This is a genomic window from Hyphomicrobium zavarzinii ATCC 27496, assembly GCF_000383415.1.
GTDB lineage: Bacteria > Pseudomonadota > Alphaproteobacteria > Rhizobiales > Hyphomicrobiaceae > Hyphomicrobium_C > Hyphomicrobium_C zavarzinii.
Map to the genome: position 1 here is coordinate 223,047 of NZ_KB911257.1, position 18,573 is coordinate 241,619.

The window sequence follows — 18,573 nt, forward strand, 5'->3', positions numbered from 1 at the left end:
CCGTTTCTATTTCTTCTGTGCGGCGCCGCCGATATGGGCGGGTTTCGTCATGCCTACCCGCTCGTAAATCGACTGCGGCACCAGCTTCGGATCCTTGTAGACGTACCAGGTGCACTTCCCGCCGGCTTTGGCATCAGGCCACGTGGGCGGATCGACGACACGCGTCGGATAGCCGAACCTGCGCATCGGCATGCGCTCGTTCAGCGCGCAACAGTGAACGCAGTAGAGGCACACGCCCTTCTTGTTCCAGGCCCACTCGTGCTCGGATGTGGTGACACCGAAGCCGTAAGGCGGCTCCATGCGCGGCGGCAGGCCGGTGTCCGGATCATCGCGATAGGTGCGCCCGCCGGAGCCGCACGGATCGAAGCGCATCCCCCAGCGGTCCTCCTCCTCGAACACTTCGATGGTGCCGAGGCGTCCGGGCCCGCTCAGGTGCCCCCGCAGGCCTTCGAGCGCATAGTGCATCAGAAGGTCGAACGAGCGCGGCCAGGGATTGTTGTCCACGTCGTAACGCACATAGTAGGCGTACATCGGCGCCATGAGCGCATCCCACAGCTCACCGATACAGCTTTCTCCGATCTGCTTGGCCGCGACGTCGACAAGGCCGTAGACCCAATCGCATTTTCTATCGTGGGTGTCGCGCCAGAGCTGGCGTGCCTGCTCGAGTTCGGCGCTCGCCTGATCGGCATGACCCGCCACGCACGACGACGCGCACGCTTCGATCAGCGCGTTGTAGCGCGCCCAGCCGGCCTCGGGATCGAACTCCGTGCCGTCGGCGTTCTTCACCAGATCGCGGATGCGGCGCTCCTCGGCGTCGATCACCTGGGTCGCGACACCGCGCGCTTCGAGAAACGCCCGTATCTCGACGATCCAATCCCGATAGAGCTCGTGCGCCTCGACCGCCTCGCGGATGGTATAGCGCGCAAGCTCGGCCGCGTCCTGGAAGCGACCTTCGGCGAGAGCCTTGTCAGCCAGCACGTACGTAGAGGCCGCGTGATCCAGATATCCGCCTCGACGGATCTCGTAGCCGATGGCTTCGTGATGAACCAGCGGCGAGGCGCTTTCCCGGCTTCCTGTCATGATACATCTCCGCCGGCGGCACGATCCTGGCTCCGGCGACGCCAGATCTCATCGATTTCGTCACCGCCGACCAGTCCGTGCGGCCGCAGGATCATGCACAGCACAATGGTGACGCCCAGGAAGACGCCGGTAAGGCCGAACATCTCGGGCAGCTTGATGCCTGCGAGCGACGGTCCGTTCTCGAGATAGCGCGTGATCTCGAAGCCCACCGTCATGACAACGGAGCCGATCACCGCCCCGCTCACGCTGTAGACGCCGCCGACCACGAGCATCGCGAGCGTGAGGAAGGTAAGATCGAAGTAGAAGCTTCTCGGGCTGATGGTGCCCACAAACAGCGAGAAGAGGACGCCCGCGACGCCGAGCAGCGCCGCGCTCAGAACCCATGCCGCCAATCGCAGCCGCTTGATGCGAACGCCCATGGCGCTCGCAGCGGCGATATTCTCGCTGGCGGCGCGCAGCTGAAGGCCCCATCGGGAGTCTCTGAACAGGCGCGCCACAAAAATCGCGGCGATGGCGCAGAACGCGGCCCACCCCAATGTGGCCTTAACGGGAACGCCGTATATGGCGCGGGGGCCGCGCGTGAGATCCACCCAGTTCATGATCACAACATGCACGATGACGAGCAGCGCAAGCGTTGCGATAGACGCCGGGGTTCCGGTCTGCCGCACCAGCATCGAGCCCACCAGAAAGGCGATCACGACGGTCACCAGCAGGGCGATGGCGACGCTGGTCCAGATCCCGAACTCCATGCCCGCGAGCCCGAACGGCGCGTTGGCGAGCGCGGTCTTCTTGATCGCAATGGGCGTCACGAGAATGGCAACCGTGTAGGCTGCGATCCCCATGAACGCGATGTGTCCGTAGTTCGTGATCCCGGCATTGCCCATGAACACCTGCAGACCGATCACGGCGATCAGGTTCACCATGAAGATGAAGACGATGCGCTGATAGAACGGCTCGGCGAAGAGCGTGGCCGCCACCGCGATAAGCGCGACGATGGCCCCGAGCAGAAGGGCGCCTTTGGCCGATTGAACGAGGTTGCTCAAGACTTTTCTCCGAAATCCGGACGCTCGCCGAGAATGCCCTGAGGCCGGAACACCAGAACCACGCCGATCAGGAAGAACACGATCGCGTCTCTGAACCCTGCGATCTCCTGGGGCAGCACAACCTGGAGCGTGACCTCCGCGATGCCGAGGGCGAAGCCGCCCACGACGGCGCCCGGCAGGCTGCCGAAGCCACCCAGCACAGCAGCAACGAATGCCTTGAGCACCGGCGCAAAGCCCATGAAGGGGTCAACGGCGCCGCGCCGCGCCAGAATGAAGATTCCCGCGAGGCCCGCGAGAAATCCCGAGATTGCGAATGCGGTCAAAATCACGCGATCCGCCTTGATGCCCATGAGGCGAACAGTCGGTACGTCCTTGGCGGCCGCCCGCATGGCCAATCCGACGGTCGTGTAACGCAGCAACGCCACGAGCCCGATGATGGCCGCGATGGTGACGCCCGTTTCGAGCACCTGGACGATGGGAATCTGGACGGAGCCGAGGGAGATCGAGGACGCGATCCAGTCGGCAGTCGGAACGGCCTTCGGCCTGCTTCCGCCGAAGATGAGGGCGATGTTCTGGATGACGATGCTCGCGCCGAACGCCGTCAACATGCCGGTGGTCGGTGAGGCGTTTCGCACGGGCTTGAAGGCGATCCGCTCCAGCAGGAGCGCGGCCGCAACCGTCATCAGAACGCCGAAGGGAAGAACGAGGAGGGGGTCGCGCACACCGAACATGAGCAAGAGGAACATCGCGTAGCCGCCGACGGTGATCATGTCACCATGGGCAAAATTGACGAGGTTCATCACGCTGAACACGATGGCAAGGCCGAGCGCCAACAGCGCATACTCGCCGCCGACGCTGAGGGCATTGAATGCCTGTTGGAGAATGTAATCCGACACGATCAGTGGCCCTCCAGACCGAGATACATCTCCATCACCTCGCCGGAAGCCTTGAGATCCGCGGCTTTACCTCCGAACACCAACGATCCGCTCGCAATCACGTATGCGGAATCGGCAAGATCGAGCGCCTCGTTGGCGTTCTGCTCGACAAGGAGCATGGTAAGGCCCTTGGAGCGCAATCCGTGGAGGAGCTCGAAGATCTGATCGACGACGCGCGGCGCGAGACCGAGCGATGGCTCGTCGAGCATCAACATCTTCGGGCGCGACATGAGCGAGCGCGCGATGGCCAGCATCTGCTGCTCGCCGCCCGACAGCATCCGCGCACGGGCCGCGTAGCGCTTGCGCAGAATGGGAAACAGCTCAAGGTACGTTTCGAGATCCTCGGCCACGCCGTCCCTGTCCTTGCGGCAGGCCGCGCCAAGCTGAAGGTTCTCGCCAACCGTGAGGTCGGCGAAGACGCGCCGTCCTTCCGGCGTCAGCGTGATACCGCGGGTGACGATCCTTTCGGTGGGCTCGCCCGTGATATCCGCTCCATCGAGCCGGATCTTGCCGGCCGACGTGGGTGCGAGCCCAACCACAGACGACACGAGGCTCGTCTTTCCGGCGCCATTGGGACCAAGGAGGGCGACGATCTCGCCCCCCTTGACCTCAAGAGAAACGCCGCGGACAGCCTTGATAGGCCCGTAGCTCACATGAACGTTCTCGAGCTGCAACATCAGGGCGCCGCAACCCAGCTCGGACGAACGGTCTCGATGGGCGTCATCTTTCCATCCTTGACCTGCATGACGGTCATCTCCTTCAGGGGCACGCCGCCGCGATCCTTGTAAGTGATCGAGCCGGTGGTGATGCCCTTGAGATCCTGGATCTCCTTGATGGCGCCGTTGATGGCGGCGGAGTCGAACGAGTTCGCCTTTTCAACCGCCGCCTTCACCACCTCGACCGCCTCGCCGCCGAGGCCGAAGAAGATGTTCTGCACCTTGAAGCCTCTCTTGGTGCAATCATCATAGAAGGCCTTGAGGGCGCTGCCCTCGCCGGGGAACCCGTGGGTGACGAACGTGGCGAGCCCGGCGCCGCCCGCCGCGACCTCGGGGAACGACGGATCGTCGAAGCCATCGGTGCCGAACACGGGCATATCGAGACCCGTGGCCTTGATCGTGCGCACCAGAACGCCAGCGTCCGGTACGAGGATCGCCGCGAAGATCATGTCGGGCTTGTCGGCGATGTTTTTGATCTCGGTGACCTGCGCGTTGTAGTCAGCCAGACCGTGGTGGTAGTTGACGCGTCCGACGATCTTGCCGCCGAGCTTCTCGAAGGCCTTCGCAAAATACTCCGGCGTGACAGCCGAATAGGCGCCGACGTCGTTGGCAATCATCAACACGGCCTTGCGATGGCCGGCCTTGTAGGCAACTTCGGCGGCGCCAGCGGCGGAGGCGTTGTCTCCGAACGGCACGAGATATCCGTTCTCAGGAGAGGCAACGGGGAATGCGGGCTGCGTCGCGCCGACAGAGAGAACCGGAATGCTCTTGGGCAGGGCGAGCTGCGCGATCGGGATCAGGCCGTCGTCCGTGGGCGGCCCCAGAAGCACGTTCGCGCCCTGATCGATGAGATCCTGGCCAACGTTGCTCGCGGTCACCGCATCGCTCTTCGTGTCGCGAATGATGAGCTTGACGGGCTTTCCGAGAATACCGCCAGCCTCGTTGATCTGCGCCACGCGGCACGAAACGCCGTCCGGGCTGTCGTAGGGCGCCAAGCCGCCGGTCACAGCCGCCGCGTAGCCGATTACGAGCTGGTCAGCGGCGTTCGCCGGGCCGCTCCCAACCACGCCCGCAATGGCAATGGAGGTCAGCAATACGTCTCTCAGTCTCATTCGATGCTCCTTTAGCTTCCAGCGTGCTTTTTCGATCGCTCGTGTCCGATGTAGACCTCGATCACCCGCGGATTCCTGCGGATCTCCTCCGGCAGGCCGCTGGCGACGATCTCGCCCGCGTCCAGCACGAAAATTCGCTGGCACAGGGTCATGATGAAGCGAAGGTCGTGGTCGATGACGACCACGCCGCACCCGAACCGGTCGCGAATTCCCTTCACGGCCGAAATCAGCGCGGTGGTTTCGACAGCGTTCATTCCCGCCGCCGGCTCATCGAGGAGAAGAAAAGAAGGACCGAGCGCCAAGGCTCTCGCGATCTCGAGACGGCGCTGATTGCCGTAGGAGAGCGCGCCTGCTTTCCAATGCTGGATGCGTTCAAGCTCGAACCAGGCGAGCAACTCGCCGACATCGATCGCGGCAGTCTGCTCGGCGCGATCACGCTGGCCGCTCGTCAGCGCCACCTCGATGTTCTGGCGAACGGTGAGGCGCGTGAAGAGCTTGATGTTCTGGAACGTCCGCGCCAGACCTGCGGACATGCACAACTGCGGGCTGGTGTTGCTGACGCGGCGGCCGGCGATGGTGACCTCACCCTCGTCCACCTGCATCAAGGATGTAATCGCGTTGATGAGCGTAGACTTCCCGGCGCCGTTCGGACCGATCAAGCCGACAATCTCTCCAACGCCACAGTCGAGATCGACGCCCCGAAGAACTTTCAGCCCCCCCGAAGCTCTTTCGCACACCGCTGACGACTAGGCCACTTACGCGGACATCAGGTGCTGCGTCGTCCCGGCGCTCTTGGGTATCCCCCATTACCTGCGTTCCGTTTCCCAACTCGTGAACCTAGTTCCAAATATCTAATATTGCCTTTAGTCTACATTTCAGTCCATAGTTTGATCTAAGTCAACAACAATTGTGCGTCACGCTATCGGTCTCACACCAAATGCGTGACGCGACGACGAAGGATCTCCGTGAATGGCTCTCGCGTGCCCGATCTCCAGACAAAAGCCTTGTCGGGACGCGGCGAATAACGAGATCCGGAGGGCGTTCCGGGCGCTCGCGCCCTCACAGCTTCGCCAGCAATCCTCCATCTACGGCGAGATCGATGCCGGTAATGAAGCGCGCTTTCTCCGAGAGCAGGAAAAGCGTGGCAGCAGACACATCTTCAGGTTGACCGATGATGCCGAGCGGGGTTCTCGCCTCCATGGCGGAGACGCGCTTGCTATCTACGTAGATGTCCGCGGTCATCGGCGTTGCGATCGATCCGGGGCAAACGGTGTTCGATCTGATTTTTTCGCGCGCGTACTGCATGGCGAGGGATCGCGAGAAAGACACGAGACCTGCCTTCGAAATCTGGTAGGCATCCGCCGGACCGCCGTCGATGATGTTCTCCATGTTCCTCAAGGCGACGACACTCGCGATGTGCACGAAGGATCCGCCGCCTGCCTTGCGAAGCAGCGGGAGGCTTTCTCTCACCACACGGATCGCGCCCGTAAGGTTCACGTCCATGGTCGCAGCAAATACAGCGTCGTCGGCCTTCTCGACGGAGCCATCACGCTCGAAGAAGCACAGCCCTGCTGCATTGACGACGCAATCGATCTTGCCGTGCGCCTTGTCGATCTCGGCGAACACGGCGCGGATGCTCGCGGCATCGCGCAGATCTCCCTGGAAGAAGCGCGCGCGCTCGAATCCTTTCAATTCCAGCGGTTCGGGCTTCAAATCGAAGGCGAAGACGCTTGCGCCCTCGCTCAGGAGATCGCGTGCGATCGCAAGGCCAATTCCTCCGCCCGCACCGGTAACGAACGCGATCTTGTTTTCGAATGTTTGGCTCATCGGTATAATCTCCAGACCATTGAGGGCGCGGAACATGCCACCGAATGAGCGGCGTCGCATCTCAAAAAACTCACCGACGTTGCGCGAGCTTTCACGACATCAGCATCTGAACGAAGCGGAGACGATCTCAAATGACACTTGAAGGCAGGCGCGCAATCGTGACAGGGGGCGCAAGCGGAATCGGCGCTGCGATCGCCGAGCGGCTCGCGGCCGATGGCGCGCACGTCGCGGTCGCCGATCGCAACCTTTCAGGCGCCTCAACTCTCGCGAAAGACCTCTCGCAGCGCGGGCTTCGTGCAATTGCGGTGGAGGTGGACGTCGCCTCGTCCGCCTCTGTCTCGGCGATGATCGACACATGCGTGCGCGAACTCGGCGGGCTCGACATTCTGGTCAACAACGCGGGCATCGTTCATCGCGAGGATGGCGACGTCGAATCCACGACGGAAGAAGCTTGGGACACGACGCTCGCCGTCAATCTCAAGAGCATCTTCCTCTGCTCCAAACATGCCATCCCGGTGATCGAACGGGGCGGCGGCGGCTCGATCGTCAACATTTCCTCGATCGTTGCGATGATGGGCTCATTCCCGGCGCAGATCGCCTACACCGCGAGCAAGGGCGGTGTGCTGTCGATGACACGCGAGCTTGCCGTGACGCTCGCCCGGCGCAACATCCGCGTCAACGCGGTGTGCCCGGGCCTCACCGCGACGGCTATGGCGGCCCAGCTCGTGCAGGACGACGCGGCGTATCAGCTCCGGCGCCTGCATATCCCAATGGGCCGCATGGCGCGCCCGGAGGAGATCGCGGCGACCGTGGCGTTCCTGGCGTCCGACGAATCTTCCTACATGACCGGCCAGATGCTTCCCGTCGACGGCGGCATGACGGGTGCCTACCTCACGCCCCCCGATCCCTCCAACTAACGCGATCAGAGAGACACGATGCGCCACCTCGCCCGCGCATCCAACAATCAGGAAACCTAAATGACAACGACACTGGACGATCTCAGGCGCATGATCGAGGCCGGCACGATCAAGACCGTCGTATGCGGGCTTGGCGACTTGTGGGGACGCCTCGTCGGAAAGCGCCTGACGGGTAAGAACTTCCTGCAGTGCGCCTCCGGCTCCGAAGGCCTGCACGCCTCGGTCTATCTGTTCTGCACCGACATGGATATGGACCCGCGCCCGGGCTATGCGATCACAGGCTGGGACAAAGGATTCCAGGATTTCGTGATGAGGCCGGACCTCGACACGATCCGCATCACGCCGTGGATGCCGAACACCGCCTTCGTTCTCTGCGACGCGGTGGACGAGACCACGGGCGAGCTTCTCCCGATCGCACCGCGCACCATTCTGAAACGTCAGATCGCACGGGCGCAAGCGATGGGTCTCGCGTTCAAATGTGCAACCGAGCTCGAGTTCTTCACCTTCCGGGACACCTATGACACGGCTTGGCAGAAGAGATACCGGGGGCTCGATCCCACGTCGCGCTATCGCGGCGACTACCACATCCTTCAGTCGACGCGCGACGAGGAGGTGATCGGTGAGATCCGCGATCTCATGGAGGCTGCAGGCATCGAGATCGAGAATTCGAAGACCGAGTGGGGGCTCGGCCAGCAAGAGATCGCGCTGCGCTACACCGATGCGCTCGAGATGGCCGACAGGCACCTGATGTACAAGTGCTGGGTGAAGGAGCTCCTGAGCCTGCGCGGCATGTCCGCGACGTTCATGGCCAAGCCCTTCATCGACGAGGTGGGCTCGTCCTGCCACGTTCATATCAGCCTTTGGGACAGCGGCACGGGCCAGCCGATCAGCTACGACGCCGATTCCCACACTCACATGTCCGATCGCTTCGGCTCGTTCGTCGCCGGAATGATCGAGCATGGCCGCGAGTTCGCCCTGCTCGCTGCTCCCACCATCAATTCCTACAAGCGCTTCCGCACCACGTCGTTCGCACCCGTGCAGCTCGTCGTCGGCGGGGACAACCGGACGTGCGGCTTCCGTCTCGTCGGACACGGCAAGAGCTTCCGGGTCGAATCCCGCATTCCCGGCGCGGACGCCAACCCCTACCTCGCGCTCGCAGGAACCATCGCGAGCGGCCTCAACGGCATCGAGGCGCGGAGCCCGCACCCGGCGCTCTACACCGACAACGCCTACGAGGACGCCTCTCTTCCGCGCGTGCCCGGAACCATGCGGGAAGCGGTCACGCTGTTCTCGGCGAGCCAGAAGGTGCGGGCCGCCCTCGGCGACGAGGTGCACGACCACCTCAAGAACTTCTCGGAAAACGAACTCGATGCCTTCGAGCGCGAGACCGTCACCGACTGGGAGCTGATGCGCTACTTCGAGCGCATCTGATCTCGCAAAGCCATTTCAACAAATATCAAAACTATTCAAGCAAAGGACACGACATGACGGACGTGAAGAACGTCGCGCTGGTTACCGGCGGGACAGGCGGCATCGGCGGCGAGATCAACAAGAGGCTGGTGGACGCTGGCTACCTCGTGGTGGCAGCGGATATGAACGTTCCGCCCGAGGCTTCCACCAAACCCGCGACGGATCAACCGAACGGCGTCGTTCTCTATCGCATGGATGTTCGCAATGGAGCAGAGGTCGATGCGTGCGTCGCGTTCTGCACCACGCTGGGCAAGCTCAAAGTCGTCATCAATTGCGCCGGCCTTCTTCGCCATGGCCTGGTTGAGGACATCACCGACGACGCCTTGAATACGGTGTGGGACGTCAACATCGCGGGTGCGGCGCGCGTGTGCCGCGCGGCAAGCCCGCACCTCTCGGAAGGGGCCTCGATCATCAATATCTCGAGCGTAACGGCAAAGATCGGCCGCATGCGCGGCGGCGCCATGTACGGCTCCTCGAAAGCTGCCCTCGAGGCGCTCACGCGCTATCTCGCCATCGAGCTTGCGCCCCGCGGCATTCGCGTGAACGCGATCGCGCCGGGCTTCATCGCGGTGCTGCCCATGAGCGCCTCCATGCGCTTCATCGCCCATGCCGACAACGACCAGGACGCGCTGGCCTGGTGCATCGATCAAACGCCGATGGCCCGGCCTGGGCGGGCGGACGAGATCGCCGGTCCCGTGCTGTTCCTCGCCTCCGACGACGCCTCCTACATCACCGGCCACGTGCTGATGGTGGACGGCGGCGTGACGGCGGCTTGATCGGGCGTTGAGAGAAGGGAGACCCGGACATGCCACGCTGGGATATGCTCACGAGCCCCGAGATCGGGGATCTCGTGGCGAGCGGAATGGACCTCGCCGTGCTGCCGGTGGGAGCCACGGAGCAGCACGCGGCGCATCTGGCGACGGGGACCGACACGTTCTCGGCCGACACAGTGGCGACGCTGGCGGCGAAGGAGGCGGGCGTTCTCGTGCTGCCCGCCATTCCCTATGGATGCTCGCACGGGCATACGGAGAAATGGCCGGGAACGATCTCGCTCGATCCCGTGACGCTCACGGGCGTGATCTATGACGTTTCGCTGTGGGCCATCCGCTCCGGCGTTCGGCGGATCATCTTCCTGTCGGGCCACGCCACCAACGGCCCCTCTCTTGGGAGCGCAATCCTGCGGCTACGATACGAGCAGCCTGAAGCCCGCTTTCGTCAGCTCGGGCTCTGGGACATCTCGCAGCGTGCCGGACAGCTCTATTCGAGGGACGCGGAGGATTTTCACGCCAATCGGGGCGAGACATCCCTGCTTCTGCACGCGGCTCCCGACATGGTGCGCATGGAGAAGGCTTTCGACATTCCGGATGTGACGCCTGGCAAGGTATTCCAATACCCGCCGCCGCGCACGACGCCCACGGGCGCTGTCGGCAATCCGAGCGAAGCGACGGCAGAGGACGGGCAGATGATGATGTCAGTGCTGGTGGAGGACTTCGCGGCGCTGCTCAAGACGGCGCTGGTGGAGCCGTGGCCCGACATTCCTCCCGGACCGGACGCGGCCTGAGACCCGACCTAAAAAAGTGGCCTAGCTCGACGAGCTAGGCCACTCGAGTTTAGCGCTGCTGCGTGCGCTATTTGAAGGTCACCATGAACCGCCGGGCAAGCTTGGTTCCGAAGATGTAGGCGGAGGCACTGAACGGCCACTGCGAAACGACCTTGCCGCTACGGGCCTGGAAGTAGTTGCTCGTCGAGCCCCAGACGGTGCGCGAAAGCCGGTCCTGCAGCCACGCATTGAACTTGCGGAACCAATCGGGGTTCACCGACACCGTCTTGGCTCCGCGCTTCAGAAGCTTGGAAATGAGGGACGCGGCGAAGTCGGCCTGAGCCTCGTAGAACGACACCAGCGGCACGCTGTTCGTGTTAGGGCCGTACATCATGAAGAAGTTAGGGAAGCCCGGCACCATCAAACCCAGAAGCGCCTCGGGCTCGCCGTTCCACTTCTCATGTAGATCGACGCCGCCTTCGCCCTTGACCTTGTAGCCACCGAGATAGTTCGCGGCGTCGAAGCCCGTGGCATAGACGATGAGGTCTAGCTCGTGCTCGGTGCCGTTGGCATCCACCGCGCCTTTCGGCGTGAGCGATTTCACGGCATGGGGAATGAGCTCGACCTTCGGATTCTTCAGGTCGTCATAGTAGGTATCGCTGATGACCGTGCGGCGCGCCTCGAAGGGAAACGCGGGCGTGGCAAGCTTGAGGAGATCAGGCCTGTCTCCGAGAGAGGCGTGAAGGTAGGCGAGCGCCTGATCCGCACGCTTCTGGTTCGAGCGGCCGCCCTTGCGCGCGTGGCTCGCGCCGTACTGGCGCACGTCGTAGCCGGCGTAGAGCTTGAACCTCTTCCACCAGGACACGGGGCCGAAGCGATTCCAGCGGCGCTCGCTCGGCGTGAAATCGCGAGCGAGCTTCGGCAGCAGCCAGTTCGGCTCGATCTGGAAGATCTTAACCGACCTGGCATCGCGCGCGGCTTCCGAGATTACCTGCACCGCCGAGGACCCAGTGCCCAGGATGCCGACGCGCTTTCCATGCATCGTCAGCCCTTCAGGCCAACGCGACGTGTGCGTCTGATCGCCGAGGAACGGCGTCTCACCGCGCGCGAACGGCGGCAAAAGGGGAAGGTTCAGGAAGCCGACGGCGCTGATGACCGAGCGGAACGGGCCGTGCTTGGCGCCCGACGCCGTGGTCACGGTGTAAGTCTTGGTCTCGTCCGACCAGGCGACGGTATCGACCTTCTCGTTGAAGCGAATGTGGCGGACGATGTCCCATTTGGCAGCGACGTGATTGAGATAGTCGAGCAGCTCCTGCTGGCTCGCGTAGTTCCGCGTCCAGTCATAGGGCTCGAACGAAAACGAATAGATGTGCGATTCGAGATCGACCTCGGCACCGGGATACCTGTTGTTCCACCACGTGCCCCCAAGGCTTTGCTCCTGCTCGAAGATCGTGAAATCCGTAATGCCCCTTCTTTTGAGGGCAATGGCGGCGGCGAGGCCGCTAAAGCCTGAACCGATGATCGCAACAGGCATCACCGCATGCCCCTCAACCGAAGCCCTCGGGTTCACTCGCAACCTCTTCTTGACAAATGTCTATGTGGTCTATTAGTTAGACCTATTGACCATTGTCAAGATTGTTCTCTTGACCAGAGCGGAAGGGGCGCTCTGCAGAAACGAATGGCAAGGCACGGCCGCGATGTGGGTTGAGTTCAGCAACGACGCGGACAGACGGAGACGATTTCTTTTGGGTGCAGGAGACGGACAGGATCCGCCTGCAGAACGGGGGTTGATATGACGACAAAGAGTTTCGCGGGCGCGATTGCCGCTCTTGGACTTTCCCTTTGCGCGGCCACGACTGGGGCTCAAGCCGAGGACAGACAGTTCGGCTACGCGCTGACCATCACGGGTGCGAGCGAATTCATGTTCCGCGGCATCTCGTACACGGACGAAAAGCCCACCGCGAACCTCTATGCCGAACTCAGCTACGGCATCGCCTACCTCGGACTGTGGACGTCCAACATCGACTATGGCCCGGTCGGCCCGTGGGAGCAGGACGTCTATCTCGGCATTCGTCCCGTCACCGGCCCTATCAACTGGGACATCGCCGCCTACTACTATCTCTACGGCAACCGCGACAGCGGCCAGTTCGGCTCGTCGTCCGACATCGATTATTACGAGTTCAAGATCTCCGCGAGCACCACGCCCGTCACCAACATGACGGTTGGCGCGACGGTCTGGCTGACGCCCGACCAGGGTTATGCAGCGACCGACAACATCTCGTACGAAGGCACGATTTCCTACGACCTGCCCAAGCTCGGCATCTTCTCGCCGACGATCAGCGGTCTCGTGGGCCACTCGGAGTCGGGCACCAACGTGTATTATCCGACCGGATACTGGGTGGGCGAAGATTCCTACACCTACTGGAACGCGGGCATGAAACTCGCGGTCGACAAGTTCTTCATGGATTTCCGCTACTGGGACACGACCTTGGATGACGGTCTCGCCGACTCTCGGTTCGTCTTCTCGGCAGGCGTCAACCTTTTGCCGTAGCTTCGCGTCGGCAAAAGCCTGAGGACTTCCACCTTCAGGCTCACACTACCAGAGTACCTAGACTAACCCACACTTGGCCGCTGCGCTCCCAAGCGCGGCGGCTTTGCCGTTTTCGGCCCCGGACCGGCGTGGGCGCCCCATCATTGGCGCCCGTGACGCCCGCCTGGAGAACACCTTTCTCCGCGAAAAGAGATAAACTGACCGGGGTCCGGCCGGGTCCGGACACCTCATTCGACCCCCGTGAGGCCTTACTCTCACCCCGACTCGCGCGCTACCAATGCGATCTTGATTACCCGAGGGGCGCAAATTCCGCCCCGATGTGGCAAAAGCATCGCATGGATCGACATTCGCCAAAGCGCGCATCCCTAGCCCTCGCCATCACCCTCGCGGCGAGTGGTTTGCTCGCGTTTGCGCGGCCGGGCCTTGCGCAAGAGGCGACGGACGCGGCGGCGGGCTCTGTTCCGGCCGCGGCGGACGAGATCGCTGATATTTTCAGCAAGGTGGGCGATCAGCTCTACGACGAGTGCATCTTCGAGCTCTCCGACGAGCAGGTCGAGGTGCAGGCCGCTCTCATTCAGTCCTACATCCAGCAGGGCGCGGAAAGCGCGATGGCGCGCAAACTGGCCGCGGCCCAGATCCAGCCTCCCAAGCTCTCGGAAAAATGCGAGCAGGTGCGGAAATCGCCGCCGCCTCCACCTTCGGCTCCCGCCCTGAACTGGACGACCACCACGCTTCCGATCCCAAAGAAGCCGGTTGTCGAAGCAGCACCCAAACCCGCCAAGCCCGCAGGGCCCGCCCCTGTCATCACGCTTGCGAACAAGAAGGTGTTGCCGCAGTGGGATTGCGCCGATGGCGTCGACTTCGTAACCATTCACATCAAGGGCTATGAGCGAAAGCTCACCGGCGGAGAAATCTGCAACCCGTTCGAGGACGTGGTGCACGAAGTGCCGCCTTCGGTGCCGAGCTTCCGCCTCGGCTATACCATCAAGACCGGGCGTCTTTTCATCATCTCGGATGCTCCTCAGATAAACGGCCAAACGGTCGTGTGGGGTCTCTCGGGACGAGATATCTGCCGAAATAACCCCGATCCCGATTGCTTTGCCGCCAAGGCCATCGGTCCCCTGCCGCCCGGCGAATACACCTTTGCCTCAGAGCGCGGCCAGCGCGTGAGCTGGGGCCCGCGCACGAAGCGGCACGTGGCCGGCATCTACCTTCGAAAGCTCTGGAACCGCGATCTGTTCAGCCCGCAGCACACGGCCGCGATCCTGGCGCGCGGAAACATTGCGATCCACATGCGCCTCAAGGGGGAGATGTCGGAAGCGTGCATCGGGCTCGAGCCCAAGGGGTGGGCCTACGTCGCGTCCCTGATCAAGGAGGGGCGGGCCACCGGTCTCAACGTCTATATCGACGAGCCACACCCGCAGATCGCGGAGGCGCCCCCGGTGATCGTCGCGTCCTCGTTCTCGCTCACGTCGCTCTTCAAGTGACGCGGCCGGTGCGATCGCTGAAAATGGGAGTTTGGGTGGTACCGCCTCCCCGGATCGAACGGGGGACCTCTAGATCCACAATCTAGCGCTCTAACCAGCTGAGCTAAGGCGGCTTACCGGTGGGGACTCGCGCTTTGCGCAACGATTTCATCGCTGCGGGGCGAGCCCTGTCAACCATCAAACCTGTGCAGCCAGCCTCGGAATGTTCAGATCAGCGTTCTAAATCAACGCCCTAGAAACAAAATCTCGGCTCGTGAGAAGCCGAGACCGAGACGTGCCGTAGGCCTGCTTGGGGAGCTTATAGAAGCGGGGCGACCTTCCCGCAAGATCAATGATCGACGGCGGCAAATCGCCAAAGTTGCATAGTCTTGCAAGGGGCGCCGCCCTAAACGAGCTGCCGCTTCCGCGATGCCTTCGTCGTCTTGGCGAGCGGGCGCATGGATTGGCGGAAATCGCCTTCCGGCTGCACCCGCCATGCATCGTGATGCGCCTGGAGGACAAGCCAGTACAGCGCGCTTGTGCCAGACAGCCTGGCCAATCCCAGAGCCATATCCGCGGAGACCCGCCCGCGCTTGTCGAGGAAGCGGGAGACCGTCTTGCCCGAAACACCCAACTCCTTCGCCAGCTTCTTCTTCGAGACGCTGAGATGGGGGAAGATGTCTTGACTGAAGATCTCGCCCGGGTGGGGTGGCCCCAGAAGTATGAACTCCTCTCGCTCCTGTTCCTTGAATCTACAATTTTTCATCGGGTTATTTCGTTTTCTTGTTTCTCCCTTTCAATCTAATATGATTGTCGCAATTCCATCATATCGAAATCTCGAGAAACCACGCGCAAAGACAAACGCGTGCTTTTATTGTCACGCGCCGGCACGACCTGCTGCCCCCGCAGGGCTCCGGCAATTACAGCGGACGATGCGGTCCGCTTCGCTCGTTCACCTTTGCATCACCAATTCCGGCTAGGCTTTTCTTCTCATTTTGTTGTTTTCCGATTCCCTGTCCGCGTGATCCGGGTCTCAGGACATGCTGCGGACGTCGCCTTACTCCACGTTGATTTTCTGAACAGTTGTTTGCGTGCGTCCCCCGTCGGAAGGCGGCGCTTCAGCGCCTCGCGTCACCTTCGCAAAACCACCATCAAACCTTTTGTAGAAAGGTGAGAGGGCGCTGCCACGCGGCGTGGCCCGCTGCAACGGAGACCCGATGATGCGTCAGTTGCTGTTGCCATTCGTGCCTCGCTATCTGCCGCTCTCGCTGTCGGTCGCCGGGACGCTCGCGCTCTGTGTCCTCGCCTGGCGCAACCCGGACATCGCTCCCTATCTTTCAGCGCCCATTCTGGTTTTTCTCTTTTTCTCTGCGCTCGGCGTCCGCGATCTCCTGCAGACGAAGCACGCCATTCTCCGCAATTATCCGATCGCCGCGCATTTGCGCTTCCTGCTCGAAAACATTCGGCCGGAAATGCGCCAGTACTTCTTCGAGGCAGACAAGGACGGATCGCCGTTTCCCCGCGACAAGCGGGCCATCGTCTATCAGCGCGCCAAAAAGGAGCTCGACAAGCGCCCCTTCGGAACCCAGTACGACGTCTACGAGAACCGCTACGAATGGCTCCACCATTCCATGGCACCGAAGGAGCCGTCCCGCGATCCCTTCCGCGTTCTCGTCGGCGGCCCGCAGTGCGCCCAGCCCTATTCAGCGTCGGTCTTCAACATCTCGGCCATGAGCTACGGCTCGCTTTCGGCCAATGCCATCCGCTCTCTCAACAAGGGCGCCAAGATCGGCGGATTTGCCCACGACACGGGGGAGGGGGGCTTCACGCCGTACCATCGCGAGAACGAGGGCGACATCATCCTGCAGATCGGATCTGGCTATTTCGCGTGCCGGAACCCCGATGGCTCGTTCTCACCGGATCGCTTTGCCGAGGTTTCTGCCGATCCGCAGATCAAGATGATCGAGCTCAAGCTCTCCCAAGGCGCCAAACCCGGGCATGGCGGCGTGCTGCCGGCTGCGAAGGTCACCGAGGAGGTCGCGCGCATCCGCGGCATCGAGGTGGGGCGCGACTGCATCTCGCCCGCGCGGCACCCGGCCTTCACGACGCCTCTCGAGCTCATGCAGTTCGTCGCAGAACTGCGCCGTCTTTCCGGCGGCAAGCCCATCGGCTTCAAGCTCTGCATCGGGCATCAATGGGAGTTTCTTGCCGTGGTCAAGGCGATGCTGGAGACGGGCATCACGCCGGACTTCATCGTCGTCGACGGCAAGGAAGGCGGCACAGGCGCCGCACCGCTCGAGTTCATGGATCACATGGGCATGCCGCTGCGCGACGGGCTCGCCTTCGTCCATGCAGCGCTCGTGGGCACCAACCTGCGCGACCGCATCAAGATCGGCGCCTCGGGCAAGATTGCAACCGCCTTCGACATGGCGCGCGTAATGGCGATCGGCGCGGACTGGTGCAACGCTGCCCGCGGCTTCATGTTTGCCGTCGGCTGCATTCAGGCCCAGCAGTGCCACACCGACCGCTGCCCGACCGGTGTCGCAACGCAAGATCCGCTGCGCCAGCGGGCGATCTCCGTGCCGAACAAGGCGCTGCGCGTCGCGCAGTTCCACAAGGAAACCGTCAAGGCGCTGGCCGAGCTTGTGGCTGCGGCCGGCCTCGATCATCCCGGCGAGCTCAAGCCCCATCATTTCATGCACCGGGCCGCGCCGGATCGCGTCGTTACTTTCGCCGAGCTCTATCCCGCGCTCCGTCCCGGCGAGCTGTTGTCGGGAACCCGCGACAGGCACTTCGAGGCAGCCTGGGCCTTGGCACGCGCCGACAGCTTCGCGCCCTCCAGCCATGGCATTCACTTCGTTCCCGTGCTCGCGGCCGAATGATCTAGAGCGCGATCAATTTGGATTGAACCAGGATCACGCTTCGGACCAATGGGGTCCGAAGCGATCATGGTCTAGTCACGATCCACACGCTGCCAGGGCGCTTGGGGATCAAACGTCTGCATGCGACCGGCGATCCGCGCCGTGTCGGGTCCCAGATCGCGCTGATAGACGACGCCATCCTGATTGACGATGAACGTCATGATACCGGACGCCCCGTAGACGGCGGGGATGGCCGCGAGCGCGAAGCCGCCGATCATGCGGCCACCGACTAAATAGTTCTGTGCGCCGCCCGAGGCGTCTTTGCCCTGCGCGGTGAGCACGTGGAACACATAGCCATGATACGGCGCGGGCCGATCCTTACGGGCCGAGTACCCTTCCGCACGGGCGTCCGCCACCAACGGCCCGAGAGGACTTTCGGGCTCTCCCTCTTCCGTAGGCCAGTAGAGGCCGTCCATCTTTCCGTCGCTGCTCAACAGGCGGCGAGCGTACTGGACGCCTTTCCCATCCCGGTCGGCCTCCGCATATTCCCTTTGCGCGTCGACATAGGCGTGCATCACCTCTATAGCGGAGAGCTCGTTTTCGCCGATGCGGCGCGCGAGGATTTCATCGGCGCCGGCGGCCGTGTCGAACCACCATTTTCCGGCCGACTGTGCAATGGGAATTGGGAAGGGATAGTCGTCCTTTCCCAGGTACAGGGTATAGGGTCCGCCGCCGGGCGCCTCACGCAGCTCGTGCGCTTCGTCATAAGCTGCCACGAAACGCTTTCTCGCCGCCGCGTCGGCCACCTCGTCCCCGGAGCTTGCCAGCTTGCGGCCTTCGTGGCCGAGCACCGTGACGATATCTCGGGGATTGCCGGACTTAACGGAGGCGACCAGTGCATCCACGGCCTCTTGCGGGGAGGCATACGTGGCGGGCCTCGCATCGGCCGCACTCCCCATAAGCGAGAGAAACCCGAGAGAGACCAGCGAAGCGAGCGCATATCGCCGGGTTTTGGAACCAGTCTTTTCCGTCGGAGACATCGAAACCTCCTCGTG

The 18,573-nt window shown here is 62.7% G+C and carries 17 protein-coding genes and 1 tRNA gene; 7 read left to right on the forward strand and 11 right to left on the reverse strand.

Annotation, left to right across the window (positions count from 1 at the left end):
- Positions 1–6: 6 nt before the first annotated feature.
- The 7 genes from F812_RS0108935 to F812_RS0108965 form a co-directional block, all read right to left on the reverse strand.
- Complete coding sequence (locus tag F812_RS0108935; protein WP_020085630.1) at positions 7–1,080, reverse strand: hypothetical protein; 1,074 nt, start codon at positions 1,078–1,080, stop codon at positions 7–9.
- Positions 1,077–2,123, reverse strand: coding sequence for a branched-chain amino acid ABC transporter permease (locus F812_RS0108940; protein WP_020085631.1), 1,047 nt, complete (start codon positions 2,121–2,123; stop codon positions 1,077–1,079). The genes F812_RS0108935 and F812_RS0108940 overlap by 4 nt, the downstream gene beginning before the upstream one ends.
- Positions 2,120–3,019 (reverse strand): branched-chain amino acid ABC transporter permease, encoded by a 900-nt coding sequence (locus F812_RS0108945; RefSeq protein WP_020085632.1) that lies wholly within the window; start codon positions 3,017–3,019, stop codon positions 2,120–2,122. The genes F812_RS0108940 and F812_RS0108945 overlap by 4 nt, the downstream gene beginning before the upstream one ends.
- A 2-nt stretch (positions 3,020–3,021) precedes the next feature.
- The gene (locus tag F812_RS0108950; protein WP_020085633.1) at positions 3,022–3,735 is read right to left on the reverse strand and encodes an ABC transporter ATP-binding protein; all 714 of its coding nucleotides are present in this window, start codon (positions 3,733–3,735) and stop codon (positions 3,022–3,024) included.
- A complete protein-coding gene (locus tag F812_RS0108955; RefSeq protein ID WP_083929136.1) occupies positions 3,735–4,886 on the reverse strand; it encodes an ABC transporter substrate-binding protein in 1,152 nt (383 codons plus the stop codon). The genes F812_RS0108950 and F812_RS0108955 overlap by 1 nt, the downstream gene beginning before the upstream one ends.
- A gap of 11 nt (positions 4,887–4,897) precedes the next feature.
- On the reverse strand, positions 4,898–5,545 hold the full coding sequence (locus F812_RS0108960) for an ABC transporter ATP-binding protein (RefSeq protein ID WP_020085635.1): 648 nt from the start codon (positions 5,543–5,545) through the stop codon (positions 4,898–4,900).
- A gap of 400 nt (positions 5,546–5,945) precedes the next feature.
- On the reverse strand, positions 5,946–6,713 hold the full coding sequence (locus F812_RS0108965; protein WP_040498095.1) for an SDR family NAD(P)-dependent oxidoreductase: 768 nt from the start codon (positions 6,711–6,713) through the stop codon (positions 5,946–5,948).
- A gap of 131 nt (positions 6,714–6,844) precedes the next feature.
- Here F812_RS0108965 and F812_RS0108970 point away from each other — a divergent pair, with 131 nt between their 5' ends.
- From F812_RS0108970 to F812_RS0108985, 4 genes are read left to right on the forward strand one after another with little or no spacing between them, the layout of a single operon-like run.
- Positions 6,845–7,630 (forward strand): SDR family NAD(P)-dependent oxidoreductase, encoded by a 786-nt coding sequence (locus F812_RS0108970; RefSeq protein WP_020085637.1) that lies wholly within the window; start codon positions 6,845–6,847, stop codon positions 7,628–7,630.
- Positions 7,631–7,690: 60 nt separating this feature from the next.
- The gene (locus F812_RS0108975) at positions 7,691–9,061 is read left to right on the forward strand and encodes a glutamine synthetase family protein (RefSeq protein ID WP_020085638.1); all 1,371 of its coding nucleotides are present in this window, start codon (positions 7,691–7,693) and stop codon (positions 9,059–9,061) included.
- Positions 9,062–9,114: 53 nt separating this feature from the next.
- Positions 9,115–9,876, forward strand: coding sequence for an SDR family NAD(P)-dependent oxidoreductase (locus tag F812_RS0108980; protein WP_020085639.1), 762 nt, complete (start codon positions 9,115–9,117; stop codon positions 9,874–9,876).
- A gap of 29 nt (positions 9,877–9,905) precedes the next feature.
- Positions 9,906–10,661: a creatininase family protein gene (locus tag F812_RS0108985; protein WP_026867977.1), complete on the forward strand. Its 756-nt coding sequence runs from the start codon at positions 9,906–9,908 to the stop codon at positions 10,659–10,661.
- 67 nt (positions 10,662–10,728) lie between these two features.
- On the opposite strand, the gene F812_RS0108990 is transcribed toward F812_RS0108985, so the two are convergent.
- Positions 10,729–12,174, reverse strand: a complete 1,446-nt coding sequence (locus F812_RS0108990) for a flavin-containing monooxygenase (RefSeq protein WP_020085641.1) — start codon at positions 12,172–12,174, stop codon at positions 10,729–10,731.
- Positions 12,175–12,432: 258 nt separating this feature from the next.
- On the opposite strand from F812_RS0108990, the gene F812_RS0108995 reads away from it, so the two are divergent.
- Both F812_RS0108995 and F812_RS0109000 read left to right on the forward strand, forming a co-directional pair.
- On the forward strand, positions 12,433–13,191 hold the full coding sequence (locus F812_RS0108995; protein ID WP_020085642.1) for a TorF family putative porin: 759 nt from the start codon (positions 12,433–12,435) through the stop codon (positions 13,189–13,191).
- Between the two features lie 335 nt (positions 13,192–13,526).
- On the forward strand, positions 13,527–14,678 hold the full coding sequence (locus F812_RS0109000; RefSeq protein ID WP_040498151.1) for a DUF2778 domain-containing protein: 1,152 nt from the start codon (positions 13,527–13,529) through the stop codon (positions 14,676–14,678).
- A gap of 36 nt (positions 14,679–14,714) precedes the next feature.
- On the opposite strand, the gene F812_RS0109005 is transcribed toward F812_RS0109000, so the two are convergent.
- A tRNA-His gene (locus F812_RS0109005) sits at positions 14,715–14,791 on the reverse strand.
- Between the two features lie 272 nt (positions 14,792–15,063).
- Positions 15,064–15,423 carry a HigA family addiction module antitoxin gene (locus F812_RS0109010; protein ID WP_020085644.1) on the reverse strand — a complete coding sequence of 120 codons (360 nt, stop codon included), beginning with the start codon at positions 15,421–15,423 and terminating at the stop codon, positions 15,064–15,066.
- A 454-nt stretch (positions 15,424–15,877) separates the two neighbouring features.
- Between F812_RS0109010 and F812_RS23280 the strand changes: the two genes are divergently transcribed.
- Positions 15,878–17,539, forward strand: coding sequence for an FMN-binding glutamate synthase family protein (locus tag F812_RS23280; protein ID WP_051113804.1), 1,662 nt, complete (start codon positions 15,878–15,880; stop codon positions 17,537–17,539).
- A gap of 71 nt (positions 17,540–17,610) precedes the next feature.
- Here F812_RS23280 and F812_RS0109020 read toward each other — a convergent pair whose 3' ends face one another.
- Positions 17,611–18,558, reverse strand: a complete 948-nt coding sequence (locus F812_RS0109020; protein ID WP_020085646.1) for a DUF2950 domain-containing protein — start codon at positions 18,556–18,558, stop codon at positions 17,611–17,613.
- Positions 18,559–18,573 lie beyond the last annotated feature (15 nt).

Coding starts and splice junctions, on each gene's coding strand:
- F812_RS0108935 (WP_020085630.1), bottom strand. CDS start 1,080: ATGACAGGAAGCCGGGAAAGCGCCTCGCCGCTGGTTCATCACGAAGCC.
- F812_RS0108950 (WP_020085633.1), bottom strand. CDS start 3,735: ATGTTGCAGCTCGAGAACGTTCATGTGAGCTACGGGCCTATCAAGGCT.
- F812_RS0108955 (WP_083929136.1), bottom strand. CDS start 4,886: ATGAGACTGAGAGACGTATTGCTGACCTCCATTGCCATTGCGGGCGTG.
- F812_RS0108965 (WP_040498095.1), bottom strand. CDS start 6,713: ATGAGCCAAACATTCGAAAACAAGATCGCGTTCGTTACCGGTGCGGGC.
- F812_RS0108970 (WP_020085637.1), top strand. CDS start 6,845: ATGACACTTGAAGGCAGGCGCGCAATCGTGACAGGGGGCGCAAGCGGA.
- F812_RS0108975 (WP_020085638.1), top strand. CDS start 7,691: ATGACAACGACACTGGACGATCTCAGGCGCATGATCGAGGCCGGCACG.
- F812_RS0108980 (WP_020085639.1), top strand. CDS start 9,115: ATGACGGACGTGAAGAACGTCGCGCTGGTTACCGGCGGGACAGGCGGC.
- F812_RS0108985 (WP_026867977.1), top strand. CDS start 9,906: ATGCCACGCTGGGATATGCTCACGAGCCCCGAGATCGGGGATCTCGTG.
- F812_RS0108990 (WP_020085641.1), bottom strand. CDS start 12,174: ATGCCTGTTGCGATCATCGGTTCAGGCTTTAGCGGCCTCGCCGCCGCC.
- F812_RS0108995 (WP_020085642.1), top strand. CDS start 12,433: ATGACGACAAAGAGTTTCGCGGGCGCGATTGCCGCTCTTGGACTTTCC.
- F812_RS0109000 (WP_040498151.1), top strand. CDS start 13,527: ATGGATCGACATTCGCCAAAGCGCGCATCCCTAGCCCTCGCCATCACC.
- F812_RS0109010 (WP_020085644.1), bottom strand. CDS start 15,423: ATGAAAAATTGTAGATTCAAGGAACAGGAGCGAGAGGAGTTCATACTT.
- F812_RS23280 (WP_051113804.1), top strand. CDS start 15,878: ATGCGTCAGTTGCTGTTGCCATTCGTGCCTCGCTATCTGCCGCTCTCG.
- F812_RS0109020 (WP_020085646.1), bottom strand. CDS start 18,558: ATGTCTCCGACGGAAAAGACTGGTTCCAAAACCCGGCGATATGCGCTC.